15 protein-coding genes and 1 riboswitch are annotated in these 14,627 nt (G+C 30.5%); of the genes, 3 read left to right on the top strand and 12 right to left on the bottom strand.

Annotation, left to right across the window (positions count from 1 at the left end):
* Positions 1 to 42 precede the first annotated feature (42 nt).
* The 6 genes from G9F70_RS19665 to G9F70_RS27105 all read right to left on the bottom strand — a co-directional run bounded on the left by G9F70_RS19665 (position 43) and on the right by G9F70_RS27105 (position 5,402).
* On the bottom strand, positions 43 to 975 hold the full coding sequence (locus G9F70_RS19665) for a CobW family GTP-binding protein (protein WP_164944665.1): 933 nt from the start codon (positions 973 to 975) through the stop codon (positions 43 to 45).
* A 277-nt stretch (positions 976 to 1,252) separates the two neighbouring features.
* Entirely contained in the window at positions 1,253 to 1,714 is a 462-nt protein-coding gene (gene ribE, locus G9F70_RS19670; RefSeq protein ID WP_125002690.1) for a 6,7-dimethyl-8-ribityllumazine synthase, read from the bottom strand.
* A 45-nt stretch (positions 1,715 to 1,759) separates the two neighbouring features.
* Positions 1,760 to 2,962 (bottom strand): bifunctional 3,4-dihydroxy-2-butanone-4-phosphate synthase/GTP cyclohydrolase II, encoded by a 1,203-nt coding sequence (locus tag G9F70_RS19675; protein WP_164944666.1) that lies wholly within the window; start codon positions 2,960 to 2,962, stop codon positions 1,760 to 1,762.
* A gap of 52 nt (positions 2,963 to 3,014) precedes the next feature.
* Positions 3,015 to 3,662 carry a riboflavin synthase gene (ribE, locus tag G9F70_RS19680; RefSeq protein WP_164944667.1) on the bottom strand — a complete coding sequence of 216 codons (648 nt, stop codon included), beginning with the start codon at positions 3,660 to 3,662 and terminating at the stop codon, positions 3,015 to 3,017.
* Between the two features lie 24 nt (positions 3,663 to 3,686).
* A complete protein-coding gene (ribD, locus tag G9F70_RS19685) occupies positions 3,687 to 4,784 on the bottom strand; it encodes a bifunctional diaminohydroxyphosphoribosylaminopyrimidine deaminase/5-amino-6-(5-phosphoribosylamino)uracil reductase RibD (protein WP_164944668.1) in 1,098 nt (365 codons plus the stop codon).
* 250 nt (positions 4,785 to 5,034) lie between these two features.
* Positions 5,035 to 5,147: riboswitch (FMN riboswitch) on the bottom strand.
* A gap of 120 nt (positions 5,148 to 5,267) precedes the next feature.
* Positions 5,268 to 5,402 (bottom strand): hypothetical protein, encoded by a 135-nt coding sequence (locus G9F70_RS27105; RefSeq protein WP_258881011.1) that lies wholly within the window; start codon positions 5,400 to 5,402, stop codon positions 5,268 to 5,270.
* Between the two features lie 155 nt (positions 5,403 to 5,557).
* Here G9F70_RS27105 and G9F70_RS19690 point away from each other — a divergent pair, with 155 nt between their 5' ends.
* From G9F70_RS19690 to G9F70_RS19700, 3 genes are read left to right on the top strand one after another with little or no spacing between them, the layout of a single operon-like run.
* A complete protein-coding gene (locus G9F70_RS19690; protein WP_164944669.1) occupies positions 5,558 to 6,358 on the top strand; it encodes an amino acid ABC transporter substrate-binding protein in 801 nt (266 codons plus the stop codon).
* Positions 6,359 to 6,391: 33 nt separating this feature from the next.
* On the top strand, positions 6,392 to 7,033 hold the full coding sequence (locus tag G9F70_RS19695; RefSeq protein WP_164944670.1) for an amino acid ABC transporter permease: 642 nt from the start codon (positions 6,392 to 6,394) through the stop codon (positions 7,031 to 7,033).
* A gap of 51 nt (positions 7,034 to 7,084) precedes the next feature.
* Entirely contained in the window at positions 7,085 to 7,825 is a 741-nt protein-coding gene (locus tag G9F70_RS19700) for an amino acid ABC transporter ATP-binding protein (protein ID WP_164944671.1), read from the top strand.
* A gap of 86 nt (positions 7,826 to 7,911) precedes the next feature.
* Here the strand turns inward: G9F70_RS19700 and megL are convergent, their stop codons facing one another.
* The 6 genes from megL to G9F70_RS19730 form a co-directional block, all read right to left on the bottom strand.
* Positions 7,912 to 9,114, bottom strand: coding sequence for a methionine gamma-lyase (megL, locus tag G9F70_RS19705; protein WP_164944672.1), 1,203 nt, complete (start codon positions 9,112 to 9,114; stop codon positions 7,912 to 7,914).
* A gap of 330 nt (positions 9,115 to 9,444) precedes the next feature.
* Positions 9,445 to 11,016 carry a sigma 54-interacting transcriptional regulator gene (locus G9F70_RS19710; RefSeq protein ID WP_164944673.1) on the bottom strand — a complete coding sequence of 524 codons (1,572 nt, stop codon included), beginning with the start codon at positions 11,014 to 11,016 and terminating at the stop codon, positions 9,445 to 9,447.
* Between the two features lie 86 nt (positions 11,017 to 11,102).
* Positions 11,103 to 11,528, bottom strand: a complete 426-nt coding sequence (locus tag G9F70_RS19715) for a hypothetical protein (RefSeq protein ID WP_164944674.1) — start codon at positions 11,526 to 11,528, stop codon at positions 11,103 to 11,105.
* Between the two features lie 76 nt (positions 11,529 to 11,604).
* Complete coding sequence (locus G9F70_RS19720) at positions 11,605 to 13,584, bottom strand: DUF4153 domain-containing protein (RefSeq protein WP_164944675.1); 1,980 nt, start codon at positions 13,582 to 13,584, stop codon at positions 11,605 to 11,607.
* Positions 13,585 to 13,636: 52 nt separating this feature from the next.
* The gene (locus G9F70_RS19725) at positions 13,637 to 13,846 is read right to left on the bottom strand and encodes a helix-turn-helix domain-containing protein (RefSeq protein ID WP_125002709.1); all 210 of its coding nucleotides are present in this window, start codon (positions 13,844 to 13,846) and stop codon (positions 13,637 to 13,639) included.
* A 100-nt stretch (positions 13,847 to 13,946) separates the two neighbouring features.
* A complete protein-coding gene (locus G9F70_RS19730; RefSeq protein ID WP_125002711.1) occupies positions 13,947 to 14,441 on the bottom strand; it encodes a DUF2975 domain-containing protein in 495 nt (164 codons plus the stop codon).
* Between the last annotated feature and the right edge of the window lie 186 nt (positions 14,442 to 14,627).

Here is a 14,627-nt window from a genome sequence, read left to right on the forward strand (position 1 = left end):
TACTAAAAATATTATATCATAGCCATATCTGCATATTATCAATTATCTAAGCTTCATTTCTTGCCCTGTAATTGTCTTCCAATTATCTATAATTGGTTTTATAATATTAGGTCCTATCTTTGATATGAAAACTAATTTAGATTCTGCTTCTCCTAGTTGAAATAATTTATAATCAATTTTTCTATTAACTACATCTACTTGATTCCACCCATCCTCTAATTTGAAAAACCCTTTAATTCTATAGCTACTTTCTGAAACACTGTTTAGAAATTCAGTTAGTTCTTCTTTAGTTACTTGTCCATTAAAAGTTAAATTTAAACTTTTAGGTTTGCTTTCAGGAGTATTAGTAGTTTCTTCATCTTCGGTCCATTGATTTTTCATTAAATCATGACTTAAGAAATCATAGCTAAGTTCACCAAAACTACATTCCTGAATTTCCACTTTAGAATTAATATCTATAATTTTATTTTTAATTTGGGAAAGTGTTTCTTCGTTAACTAAATCTATTTTATTAATTACAACCAAGTGACAGTGTTTAAGCTGCCTTTCTACTGTTTCTAAATCTTCTATTTGATCTAGAAAGTGCAGAGCATCCACAAGGCATATGGCTCCTTTATAGTCATAAACATTGCCCACTGCAACCTCTACCCCGCTTAATACATCCCCAATATTAGATGGATCTGCAAGTCCAGAACTTTCTACAAATAAATATTTCAATGAACCTTTTGACATTTCAACCATAGCATGAGCAAAAGATAATTTCAGGCAAGAACAAAATATAGACCCTTTGTTAATTTCAATTAACTCCATGCCTTCTTTTTTAATAATTTGTCCATCTATGCCTATTTTTCCAAATTCATTCATTATCACCCCGACTTTTTCCTCTGATAAATTGTTAAGTACATTTGTTAGAAATGTTGTCTTACCTGAACCCAAGAAACCTGTTAATAAATACAAATTTATTTTATTTTCCAATTATCTCCCTCTTTTCTAATAATTAAAATCTATTATAATTTCGCTTTTTATCTTATAACCTGAAATTTAAATATGTATATAGTTAAATTATAAATTTATAAGGTATAAAGGTCAATAAGAAACTAGCAAATTGTGTAATATCAGTTATGTCTATTTTACATTCATTACATATCTTATATATTAAGGAAGGTACTTTCTAATTAAAAAAAAGGAGAATTTAATATAGTTTCCCACATTAAACTCTCCAATATTTATTTCATTTTTTAAATTACAAATACTAAATTTCTTTTAATAGATTTGCCATTTCTATTGCAGATACTGCAGCATCATAGCCCTTGTTACCAGCTTTAGTCCCTGCTCTTTCAATTGCTTGCTCAATATTCTCAGTAGTAAGCACCCCGAAAATAACTGGAACTCCTGTTTCTAAGGATACAGATGCAATTCCTTTAGTAACCTCACCAGATACATATTCATAATGAGATGTAGCCCCTCTAATAACTGCTCCTAAACATATTACGCCATCATACTTGCCAGACTTCGCCATCTTCTTTGCAACTAATGGTATCTCAAATGCCCCTGGCACCCATGCAATTTCAATGTTATCTTCTTCCACACCGTGACGTTTTAGACCATCTAGTGCTCCTGATAATAATTTACCACCTATAAACTCATTAAATCTAGCTACTATAATTCCGAATTTTAAACCCTCTGCTATTAATTTACCTTCATATGTTTTCATGTTAATTCCTCCTATTAATTTATAATATTTTAGCTTTTAATATATTTATTTTAATTTAAGTAAATGGCCCATTTTTTTCTTTTTAGTTTCTAAATAAAACTTATTTCTTTCATTATGATTCATCTCTATAGCTACTCTTTCAACTATATCAATACCATAACCTGAAATACCTGTTATTTTTTTAGGATTGTTAGTCATCATTCTAATCTTTTTAGCGCCCAGCAGTTCTAATATCTGAGCCCCTATACCATAATCTCTCATATCTACCGGAAATCCTAAAGCTACATTTGCTTCCGCGGTGTCCATGCCTTTATCTTGAAGATTATAAGCCTTTAACTTATTAATTAATCCTATTCCTCGACCTTCCTGCCTCATGTAAACCAAAATTCCACACTCTTCTTTTGATATCGCTTTCATGGCTGCATCATATTGCTGCCCACAATCACATCTCATAGACCCCAGCGCATCTCCAGTAAGGCACTCTGAATGCACTCTGACAAGAACAGGCTTACTACTGTCTATTTTTCCTTTGACTAATGCTACATGGTGTTCTCCATTTATCTTATTCACAAATCCATAGATTTTAAATTCTCCATATCTAGTTGGCATTTTAGCTTCTGTAACCATTTCTACCAGGCATTCAGTTTTTCTTCTATATGCAATTAAATCTACTATAGTAATTATTTTTAAATCATGCACTTTCACATATTCCATAAGTTCAGGGACCCTAGCCATGGATCCATCTTCATTCATAATTTCGCAAATTACCCCTGCAGGATATAATCCAGAAAGCCTTGCCATATCAACTGCAGCTTCTGTATGTCCAGCCCTTTTTAACACTCCACCCTCTCTTGCTGCTAGAGGAAATACGTGACCCGGTCTATTAAAATCCTTTGAAGAAGCCTGAGGATCTATCACTTTTAATATAGTGGTTGCTCTTTCTGCTGCTGATATTCCTGTAGTAGTATCGATGGCATCAATAGAGACTGTAAACGCTGTTCCATGAACATCAGTATTGTTTGTCACCATCTGTTTTATATTTAATTTATCTAATCTTTCTTTAGTTGTAGGCATGCATATAAGTCCACGGGCATAAGTAGCCATAAAATTTATATTTTCCTTAGTAGCTTTTTCCGCAGCTATTATTATATCTCCTTCATTTTCCCTATCTTCGTCATCTACTACCACAATCATTTTTCCATTTTTAACATCTTCTAGTGCTTCTTCAATAGTATTAAATTTAAACATCTTTACACCCCTTAATTTTTATTATTATTACTTTATACTGTGAAACGATTTATTAAAATCCATTTTCCATAAGAAAATCCCTACTAATAGCTTTCTTTTCTTTTGGAGCTTCACCATATTTCAATAGTTTTTCAATATACTTTGACATAATATCACTTTCAAGATTAACCACATCACCTATCTTGTTGTTTAATAAAGTAGTTTCACCTTTTGTATGAGGTATAATCGATACTTTAAATTTTTGGGCGTCCACATATGCAACAGTTAAACTAATTCCGTCTATGGTTATTGAACCTTTATGTACAATATACTTTAATATATACGCTGTAGTTTCTATAGCCACCCAAGTGGCATTGTCTTCTTTATAAATATCTAGAATAGTTCCTATTCCATCAATATGTCCACTTACTATATGACCTCCTAGTCTATCACTAGCTCTAAGTGCTCTTTCTAAATTAACGAGGGAGCCCGGTTTTAATTTCCCTAAATTACTACTTCTAATAGTTTCAGCCATAACATCTACACTAAAGCTACTTTTATTAAATTCTGTTACAGTAAGACACACTCCATTGGTGTTAATGCTATCTCCAATCTTTGTATCTTCCAAAATCTTTGTGGCTTTTATGGTGATTCTCGCAGATCTCGCACCTTTTCCTATGGATAGTATCTCACCAATTTCCTCAATCAAACCTGTAAACATCTATTCACATCCTTTATAATAACTTTAAACTTTCACTACATAAGCCTCAATCATGATGTCCTCATCAAATCTAGTTACTTCGGCATCACAAAGCACAATAGAATCTTCCACATGCTCTACGCCCTTGCCACCTACTGGTGTTTTACCAGAAGTCCCTCCAAATATTTTGGGAGAAATAAAAGTAATAACTTTATCCACAATGCATTCCTCTATTGCAGAATAATTTAAAGTACTTCCACCTTCGAGTAGAATACTATCTATTCCCATTTCACCTAGTACTATCATTAAATACTTCAAATCTACCAAATTATTTTTACTAGGAGTTACAATAATCTCTGCGCCCTTTTGTTTTATAGCTTCGATTTTACTCTTATCAGCAAATTCTGTTGTAACTATAATAGTTTTTGTTTTTTCATCACCTTGCAATACCTTTGCCTCTAAGGGTATTCTTGCCTTACTGTCTATAACTATTCTTGTAGGGTTTAGGCTAAGCAAACCATCTCTTCTTGTAGTAAGTTCTGGGTCATCCATAAGGATTGTTCCAATCCCCACCATAATTCCAGATACCCTTTGCCTTAATTCATGCACATAGGCTCTAGATTTTTCATTACTTATCCACTTTGAATCCCCACTAGAAGTGGCTATTTTTCCATCTATCGTCATAGCAGTTTTCATTATACAAAAGGGTTGTTTCGAACTTATGTACTTTATAAAAATTTCATTTGTTTTCATTATTTCTTTTTCCATTATGCCAGTAGTAACTTCTATACCGCTACTTCTAAGGATTTCTATACCTTTGCCTGCCACCAGTGGATTTGGGTCTATCATTCCAATTACCACTTTAGATATTTTATTTCTCACTATAGCATCAGCACAAGGTGGGGTTTTACCATAATGAGAACAAGGCTCCAAAGTTACGTACATGGTTGCACCTTCTACGTCTTCCTTTGAATTTTTAAAAGCATTTACTTCTGCATGTGCTCCGCCAAAATATTCATGATAGCCTTCACCAATTATTTTATTGTCTTTTACAATAACAGCACCCACTAGTGGGTTTGGATTTACAAAACCAACTGCTCTTTTAGATAATTCAAGTGCTCTATTCATATAATAATTGTCCAATATACCACCCCTAATTCTATAATTGTAGTGCAATTTTTACTCGGTATCTCTTTTCTTAGTATGCATAATTTTCAAGAAATAAAATCATATAAATTACTAGCTTGTTATTTGTTTTAATGTGCCTAAATTAATAAAAGCCCTGAAAACAATGTTTTCAGGGCTTAATAAGCTTAATATATTTAATATCAAAATACAAAAGCATCTTCACAACTATCTTCATAGTTAATAAAACTCTCTTATATCTATCATTACTCTCCTTCTCTCATCCAGACTTTACTGTCGGCTCTGGAATTCAACCAGATCTACCTTTCGGCTCGCGGGCTATACCGCCGGTTAGGAATCTCACCTACCCTGAAGGATCTATTCAATTTTCAACTTAAGAATAGCACTTTGTGATTTTACTGTCAAGTGAATAAATATATAATAAAAATAAAGAACCATTTATTTAACACCTTAAATAATGGCTCTTTATAATGTTCATATTTATTTATTTTTCTTATTTCTTGTCTCACTATTTTTTATATTTACATCATTGTCACGCATATCTTTGTCATTATCTGTTCTTTTTATTCCTACTGAAGATAATTGCTCATTTGTAAGTTTCTGCTTTACAGTCATTTAAAACACTCCCTTTCTTAATTTATATTTTCCACCGGGAGAGAGATTTATACTACTATTATATTTATTTTTGCTTTTTTACTTTACAAAGTTAACGTGTTAAAGTAAAATGATATTTATAGCTTGTACAAAAGATAAATAAAGGAGTGTTGAAAATGAAAAATAAATTAAAATTATTAATGGTGGCAATACTTTCCACCGCTATTTTAACGGCTTGTGGAAGTACACCTTCTACAGATAACTCATTAAGTGATATAAAACAAAAGAAAGAACTAATAATTGGTCTTGATGATAATTTTCCACCAATGGGCTTTAGAAATAAGAGTGGTGAAATCGTAGGCTTTGACATCGATATGGCAAAAGAAGTAGGCAAGCGAATGGGCGTAGCCGTAACCTTTAAGCCTGTAGAATGGGATGGTGTTATATTAAGTCTAAATAATAAAGACATTGATGCTATATGGAATGGATTAACCATAACAGACAAGCGAAAAGAACAAATTGCTTTTTCTAAAGTATACCTTCAAAACAAACAAATAATTATTGTAAAAAACAAATCAAATATTTCGAGTAAGATTGATTTAAAGGATAAAATTGTAGGTCTTCAAATGGGTAGTAGCAGTGAAACTGCTCTAAGTTCAGATTCCCAGCTTTCTAGTTCATTAAAAGAGGTGAAGAAGTACTCAAACAATACAGAAGCTCTACTAGATTTAAATGCTGATCGTATTGATGCTGTTATAGTAGATGAAGTAGTTGGTAGATACTACACTAATCTAAAACCAGGTGATTATAAAGTTCTTAATGAAAATTTAGGTGTAGAGGATTATGGCGTAGGTATAAGAAAAACTGACGCAAATCTTACTGCAGAAATAGATAAACTAATAGGCGAAATTGAAAGTGATGGAACTGCAAATAGTATATCCCAAAAATGGTTTGGGAAAGATATTACAAATAAATAATGATTATGAATTTTTCGGAAGTGGGTGTTATATTTGGCTAATTTTATAGACATTACAACTTATATTTTAAAAGGTAGCCTCTTTACAATTGAATTGTATTTTGCAACCATAATCTTTTGTTTGCCTCTTGGAATAATAGGCGCGCTAATTAAAGTCTCAAATTTAAAAATACTTGGTAAAATTGTGGACCTCTATACTTGGTTTTTTAGAGGAACACCCTTACTTCTTCAACTTTTCTTCACATATTTTGGGCTACCTATTATTGGCATTAAGTTTTCTCCTTTTACTGCAGCTGCTCTTACCTTTTCTTTAAATTATGGTGCTTACTTTACTGAAATATTCAGGTCTGGCATTCAATCTATTGATAAAGGACAATACGAGGCAGCCAAAGTATTAGGTATGAATTATAGACAAACTATGTCAAAAATAATACTGCCGCAAGCCTTTAAACGAATAATTCCTCCCACCTGTAATGAGGGAATTACTTTAATAAAAGATACGGCTTTAGTAGCTGCTATAGGATTACAAGATTTACTAAGAGCTGCTAGAGAAATTGTGACTAGAGATTTTACAATCGCTCCTTTTTTTATCGCCGCAATAATATATTTAATCTTTACTTCACTTATTGTCATGGCTTTTAAAAAATTAGAAAAAAAGTATTCAGTTTACGAATAGACAATAACTGCCCCAATAAGAATAACCTGTTAAATTAAGGATGGTGCTACTATGAATTTACTTACGCTAAGTAAAATAAATAAAAGTTTTGATAAAAATGAAGTTTTAAAGAATGTATCACTAAGTTTACAAAAGGGTGAAGTAATATCCATTATTGGTCCTTCTGGCTCTGGGAAAAGCACTCTTCTTAGATGTATAAGTGGGCTTGAGCAGATGGATAGTGGACTAATCGAATTTAATGACATAATTATAGCCGCGGCTAAAAAGAAAATTATTAATATTAAAGCAATTGATGCACATAAAAAAATAGGCATGGTTTTTCAAAACTTCAATTTATTTCCTCATAAAACAGTTTTAGAGAATATTATTGAAGCTCCAATTATAGTAAATAATATAGATAAAAAAGCTGCTATAAACATAGCAAAAAACCTACTAACAAAAGTAGATTTATTGGATAAAATAAATTCTTATCCTTGTACTCTTTCAGGTGGTCAAAAGCAGAGAATTGCTATTGCTAGGGCTCTTGCAATGAATCCTGAGTTAATTCTTTTTGATGAACCAACTTCTGCATTGGATCCTAAACTCACCAGTGAGGTTTTAAAAGTTATTAGAAATCTTGCCCTTGAAAAAATATCACTAGTAGTAGTTACCCATGAAATGGAATTTGCAAGGGAAATTTCAGATAGAATTATTTTTATGGAAAACGGAGAAATACTAGAGACCTCCACTCCTGATTTATTATTCTCAAATCCTAAACATCCAAGAATTAAACAGTTTTTAAATCTTGCCTAAAAATAATTTATTATTATAAAAAGCAAACAAAAAAGATTATCTATATGCTAACATATAGATAATCTTTTTGTTTATTATAACAATTACTATTTAACCATTAATTTAAGAGCCTGGTCTAAATCAGCAATAATATCTTCAACATTTTCAAGGCCTACTGCCAGTCTTACTAAACCATCAGTTATACCAGCTTCTAATCTTTCTTCCTCTGAATATGGTGAATGAGTCATTGAAGCAGGATGTTCAATTAGTGTTTCAGCATCTCCTAAACTAACAGCTATACTGCAAAGCTCAGTAGAATTTAAGAATTTTTTACCTTCTTCAATTCCACCCTTAATTTCAAAAGCAATAATTCCACCGGAAAGACTCATTTGTTTTTTTGCAAGTTCATATTGTGGAAAACTTTTAAGTCCTGGGTAATATACTTTTTCAACTAATGGATGAGCTTCTAAAAATTCAGCTACAGCCATTGCATTTTTGCAGTGTTTTTCCATTCTTATTTCTAATGTTTTCATTCCTCTTATAATCAAGAATGCATTAAAAGGACTTAATGAAGCTCCTGTCATATCTTTAACACCAAATAATCTAACCTGATCAATAAATTCTTTAGATCCAACAGCAAAACCAGAAATTACATCTCCATGTCCATTAAGAAATTTTGTTCCTGAATGTACTACAACGTCTGCACCGAGTTCTAGAGGCCTTTGTGTGTATGGAGTACTAAATGTATTGTCAACTATAACCATACAATCTTCCTTAGCATGAGCAATCTTTGCTATTGCCTCAATATCTGTTATAAGCAATGTTGGATTTGCAGGTGTTTCTAAGTAAATAACTTTTGTGTTTTCTTTCATAGCATTTCTAACATTTTCTAAGTTTGAAACATCAACAAAAGTAACTTCAACACCATATCTAGAAATACCATGAGCCAAAAATGCATGAGTACAGCCATAAAGAGTTTGTGCTGAAATCACATGGTCTCCAGCCTTTAATGCTGTCCACATAACTGAAGATATAGCTCCTATACCTGATCCCATGGACATACATGCTTCTCCACCTTCAAGCATTGCCAATTTTTCTTCGAGTACTGTATTAGTAGGATTTCCTAATCTTGTATAAACATAGCCCTCTTCTTCTCCCGCAAATCTTCTTCCACCTTGCTCAGCTGAGTCAAAAACAAAAGTAGCTGTTTGATGTATTGGAGTAGCTAGTGATCCATACTGATCTTCTTTATTTCCACCATGTATAGCAATAGTCGCAAATCCACTATTTCGTAAATGTTCTCTATCCATCACAATTCCCCCTAGTATAATTTTCTCTTCATATAAATATATAAGCAATAATGCTGCCACCTTTTAGTAAAAGCTTTTTAAATTTGGCATTATAAAATTCTTTAGGCATATGAAATAAATAGCTTTTTATTTATTTACTGTACCTATGCCATTCAACTACAGTTTTTTATATGAATTCTAATATTTATATTGGGAAAATCAAAATTAAATTGATATTATAATAGCCCTAGATTAATTTTTATTTAATGCAGTGGAATTTTTTATAACCATTAAGGTCATAAAAGTGTAAAGCTTTCTTTTCACTTGGAAATTATTCTTTACACCTTTGATTTATTCTTCATATATTCTGTATTTTTTAATTTTATTAATAATAGTAGTATGTGAAACCCCTAATTCCTTTGCTGTTTTTCTAAGACTTTTGTTTTTTGAAAGAGCAATTACTATTGCCTGTTTTTCACAACTTTCCACAAGTTCTTTAAGTTTTAACTCTTTATGCACCTCCAAATCAATTTTATTTTCCATCTTACTCCCTACCCCTATGTCCATAATAAGATTCCCTAAAGATATATATTTCCCACCACACAAATTCATAGCCCTCTCAATTACGTTTTGTAATTCACGTATGTTTCCTGGCCAATTATATGTCAATAATTTATTTATAAAAGATAGCTCTGCACCTTTTATTTCTTTGTTTAATTTTTTATTGAATTTGCATATAAACAGAGTAACTAAAGATGATATATCCGAAAGTCTATCTCTAAGAGGTGGAATATTTATTGGAATAACATTTAATCTATAATATAAATCTTCTCTAAATTTTTTCTGCTGGATCATCTCTTCTAAGTTTCTATTCGTAGCCGCAATAATTCTCACATTTACATTTTCTTCTTTTGTACTACCGATCTTTCTAATAACGCCTTCTTGAAGAACCCTTAAAAGCTTTGCCTGCAGCACTATAGACAATTCGCCTATTTCATCTAAAAACAAGGTTCCACCATCTGCTTCTTTAAAAAGGCCTTCTTTTCCGCTATTCATGGCACCTGTAAAGCTTCCCTTTTCATACCCAAATAGTTCACTTTCAATTAAATTATCTGGAAGTGCCGCGCAACTTATAGTTACAAAAGGATTATTTTTTCTGTTACTTAAACTTTGAGTTGCCTTTGCAAATAGCTCTTTTCCAGTACCACTCTCGCCTCTAAAGAGTACAGTAGAATCACTCTTAGCTACAGTTTCAACTATTTTTTTGACGTTCTCAATCTTACTACTATTTCCTACAATTTCCTTAAATGCACCTTCTGTAGTTCCAGCAATAACATTTGCAATCTCTATAGCTTTATGAATATCTTTAATAGATGCAACTGCACCTACTGTAATATTATTATCATCTACAATTGGTCTACCAGTAGTTAGGTAATGTACTTCTCCTCTTTCTGTTTTAACATTAACTTCTACATTATCATACTTTATGCCACTATTTATAAGTTCTACAGCTGGCGCATCTCCACCTATTAATTTTCTAATATCCATACCTATAGCTTCTTCTTTTTTACAATGAAACACTTTTTCGCAATAATTATTGAAGATGTCTATTTCAAACTTTTTATTTACAACCATTATTCCTTCATCTACTGAATCCAAAATAGCTAAAAGCTTTCTTTCATTTTCCTCATAATTAAGTAAATCCATTTCATTAACCATAACAACGTCTTCTATTGCAGAAATTTGTTTTTTTAACGCTTCCTTCTCTACGTCATTCATATTCTGCATCTTAATACAAATTTTTTTAGGAAAAACTTCCACAGAAAGGAGGTTTATTGCTGCCTTATAAATTTTCTCTAATATCATTACAGTTATTCCCAATCTATCTTTAGTTATTATCTCAAATCTAGTATTTTTCTCCACGCTTATACCTCCTTACTTTCTCTTTTGCCTAAAATCCTAGCATACAAATAGATATACTTGTATGCTAGGATTTCTTTGTTTCTATGTTATATATTAGCCCTCATTAGATTTTTTCTATAACCAACAAAAACATATCCACAAAGACATAACTGAATTGCACTTAAAATCAGAAATTCCACAGTTGCCAAGTAGAACTCCCCTAAAATTATTATTTGAGCAACTATGCTTAAAAAGAATATCCCACCCATTATAGCGGATACAAACCAGGACTTGCTATTTTTCCTTCTAAAACATGAGATTGTTGCTATAATATTTCCCAACCCAAATAATACTATTGCAATAATGCCAGGAATAACCCAGCTTTCAAAAGGAACTTTAGATAGCCATTCTTTCGGATATTCAGTGAGAATTCCCTTACTTGAACTTATCATACTTACTCCTATGGAAATAGCACCTAATGCTAAAATAAAGTCGTAAAACCCTAATAAGTTAACTCTTATTTTTTGTTTCATTTTATATTTCCTCCTACTAAATAAATTTAGAAAGCAATCTTAACCATAGCCTATTCTTAACCCTTAGGTATTTGGGTTAATTTTGATCTATTATCTTTTTCGCCTTGTATTTAGAATAGTTAAACTCGTACCATGAATTTTCTTGTGATAAATCTTTCTTCAAATCCTCTAAATAACTATTAATTTGCTTTGCAATATCCATGTTAGAATCCCCTTTTAACTTTAATATCTCTGGAATAGCATCATAGGATAAATTCCTTAAATATTGTACATCAATTTTCTGTGTTTTATAATATATATCTATATTCTTACTCGCAATTATTTTATCCACATTAATGTAGTTTACTAATACATACATACTCAAAACAATTATTATCAAAATCTTGTTAAGTGATATTTTCCTATTCCAAATCCCTATTAATGACACTACAAATAGCATAAATAGCATAAACATAAATATATGAACAAAAATCCTTAAATAAGTAAATCCATAGGTTTGTTCGTATAGTGACATCTTATAATGAGCTGAAAATAGCATGTTAAAAGTAAATGCTACAAGTATGCTTAAAAATACATTGGATATATTATTTATCCTCTTATTATCCTTTTTAATAAATTTCATACTGCTAAGTAATATAGTAAAATTAATTATTGTAACAGCCACAAGCTCAAAAAAACCTTTTCTTGCATATTCTGAGTAAGTAAATCCACCAGCAGTAAAGTTATTCCCCCCACCATAAAGATAGGAAAACTGAACTATTGAAAATAAAAGATATACTAAATTTATCATGAAAATAATTGTTAAAATAGTAACTGGCTCCCATTTTATATCCTTCTTGTTACTTTCACCTTCATCAAATGCATATTTAAAGCTCCATATATATGAAAATATAATTATAAAAGCTATTATAATAACCAAGAAATGCCCTGTTATTTTCCCCAGGCTTATGTCTTCAAGTCCAATAGAAAAATTTGTTATATAGTTTTTGAATACCATATCTGCTGATGTTAATAACACTAAAATAACAATTAATAAGGGTATAGAAATAATTACTCCTTTTAAAATATTTTTCTTTGTAGAGCTTATTTCTTTTTTATTTCTCGAAGTTATATTCCCTTTTATAAATATAAAAGGCTTATAAAAATTCTCTGAAATAGATTTAATACCTCTCTTAAATACTTTTCTTATTAAATTCGAACTATCCCATTTTATGTTCTCATATCTAATTAATACCGTGCTTACTAGCGTGAGTACCAATATCATTATCCCATTAAAAGAGTTTAAAATAACATTAGAATGAATAGAATAATTTAACGCTATTAATACTGTAGGAATAATCGTAATAAATCCAATGCTTTTTTTAACATAAACCTTTTCCCGAGCACTCCATAAGAAAAACCCCATAAACATAAGATAGAAAATAGGAATAGAAATACCAGATTGTTTACCTATAAAGAACCTTTCATAAATTATTGCCAAAATAAGAGCAACACCAATAGTATAAATTTTTTCATTCATACCAATTTGAGCATCTATGTTCTTTGTTTCTTTCATACGTTTTTTTTCTAATAACCTTATATTGTCATACTTATAATTTGGAAAAGAAAAAACTAAACTTTGGACTGCCTTTAACCAATTTTCACTATAATCTTGCTCTATACATTCTTCTAGTAAAAGTCTTAAATAATTTATATTATCTCTATGGAATTTTTCTTTTTCAAATAAATCAGTCCATCGAAGACCCTCCATATAAAAATTTCCTACATGTTTTTTAATTTCTTTTGTTGAAATATCAAACTTATCATTCACACTCTCTATATTAATTAAATAAGTTTCTATGTCTGAAGATAACTCTTTTTTAAATTTTAAAATAACTTTATAAGGCATATTAATTTGCTCTGTAATCTCGCGAGCAATTGCATCACTCGGAGTCTCCCCATCATTTATTTCTCCTCTTACAAAAAAATTAATAGGTTCACTATTTTCTTTATGACCATATGCCATAAGAACCATATTATCTTTTACAATAATAGCTTGAACATACTTACTCTCCATTCTCTAAATTCCTCCTACTATTACATATTTAAATACACTAGATTTCATAATTTTAATCATCTTCACTATATTCAAGTATATCTCCTGGTTGGCAATGCAGTTCTCTACAAATAGCTTCTAAAGTACTAAATCTAATGGCCTTTGCTTTAGAAGTCTTTAATATAGATAAATTTGCATTTGTGATTCCAACTCTGCTTGATAACTCTTGCAAAGATACCTTCCTTTTTGCCATCATAACATCTAAATTTACGACAATTGCCATATTCATCCTCCTAGTAGTTCACTAGCTACATAACAATTCTCAATTGTTATGTACTCCAGTATTTTGGGATATAAATAACATTTATTCTCGTTATTTATCCTTATATTGTGAATTCATTTTCTTCTTTAGCTTCAACAGCTTGTTTAAACACCTGAGATAAAATTAGAATAAAACACCCAGCAAAAAAGAATATTAAGAATTCAATATCAGTATGTATTCCACTATTGTCAACATAGGCAATTTTAAAGTTTTTATATTGGCCATTTATAACAAAATTTATAGCATAGCAAATTGAGATTACAAAACTTAACAGAGATATCCTTTTCAAACAAAGCACATTATCATTAATAAAAGGTGTTACATTTATTAATGAGCTAACTATTTTTCTAAGATTAAATAAGATTAGTATAACGGCAATTCCTCCTAGACTAAATAAAATGTATGTGATAATAAATCTACCCCATGACATCTCTACTACCTTTTCCATTAATATTCCTTTTGACAATGTAAAATAAACAACTATTCCAATAATAATCATAATATCTAATGATATTTTTAATAATGAAGCTAAAGACATTTTCCCATAATATTTCATTTAATATTCCTCCTGAACTAATATTTCTTTCAATTTCAATATTACTACCAATTGAATTGTTTTTCAATGTATTTTTATTGTTTTTCAATATATTTATTTTAAAATTTTGTTAACAAATATTATAAATGTATCTTTTAATTATAGCTTTTGATATAATAAATTGATATTTATGAATTAATTTGAGTT

It is taken from the genome of Clostridium sp. FP1, assembly GCF_011065975.2.
Classification (GTDB): domain Bacteria; phylum Bacillota; class Clostridia; order Clostridiales; family Clostridiaceae; genus Clostridium_AD; species Clostridium_AD tagluense.

Bases quoted from the DNA above. Each gene is read 5' to 3' on its own strand.
- G9F70_RS19730 (WP_125002711.1), bottom strand. From the start codon at position 14,441: ATGAAATATTATGGGAAAATGTCTTTAGCTTCATTATTAAAAATATCA.
- G9F70_RS19715 (WP_164944674.1), bottom strand. From the start codon at position 11,528: ATGAAACAAAAAATAAGAGTTAACTTATTAGGGTTTTACGACTTTATT.
- G9F70_RS19675 (WP_164944666.1), bottom strand. From the start codon at position 2,962: ATGTTTAAATTTAATACTATTGAAGAAGCACTAGAAGATGTTAAAAAT.
- megL (WP_164944672.1), bottom strand. From the start codon at position 9,114: ATGGATAGAGAACATTTACGAAATAGTGGATTTGCGACTATTGCTATA.
- ribE (WP_125002690.1), bottom strand. From the start codon at position 1,714: ATGAAAACATATGAAGGTAAATTAATAGCAGAGGGTTTAAAATTCGGA.
- G9F70_RS19700 (WP_164944671.1), top strand. From the start codon at position 7,085: ATGAATTTACTTACGCTAAGTAAAATAAATAAAAGTTTTGATAAAAAT.
- G9F70_RS27105 (WP_258881011.1), bottom strand. From the start codon at position 5,402: ATGACTGTAAAGCAGAAACTTACAAATGAGCAATTATCTTCAGTAGGA.
- G9F70_RS19725 (WP_125002709.1), bottom strand. From the start codon at position 13,846: ATGGCAATTGTCGTAAATTTAGATGTTATGATGGCAAAAAGGAAGGTA.
- G9F70_RS19690 (WP_164944669.1), top strand. From the start codon at position 5,558: ATGAAAAATAAATTAAAATTATTAATGGTGGCAATACTTTCCACCGCT.
- ribE (WP_164944667.1), bottom strand. From the start codon at position 3,662: ATGTTTACAGGTTTGATTGAGGAAATTGGTGAGATACTATCCATAGGA.
- G9F70_RS19720 (WP_164944675.1), bottom strand. From the start codon at position 13,584: ATGGAGAGTAAGTATGTTCAAGCTATTATTGTAAAAGATAATATGGTT.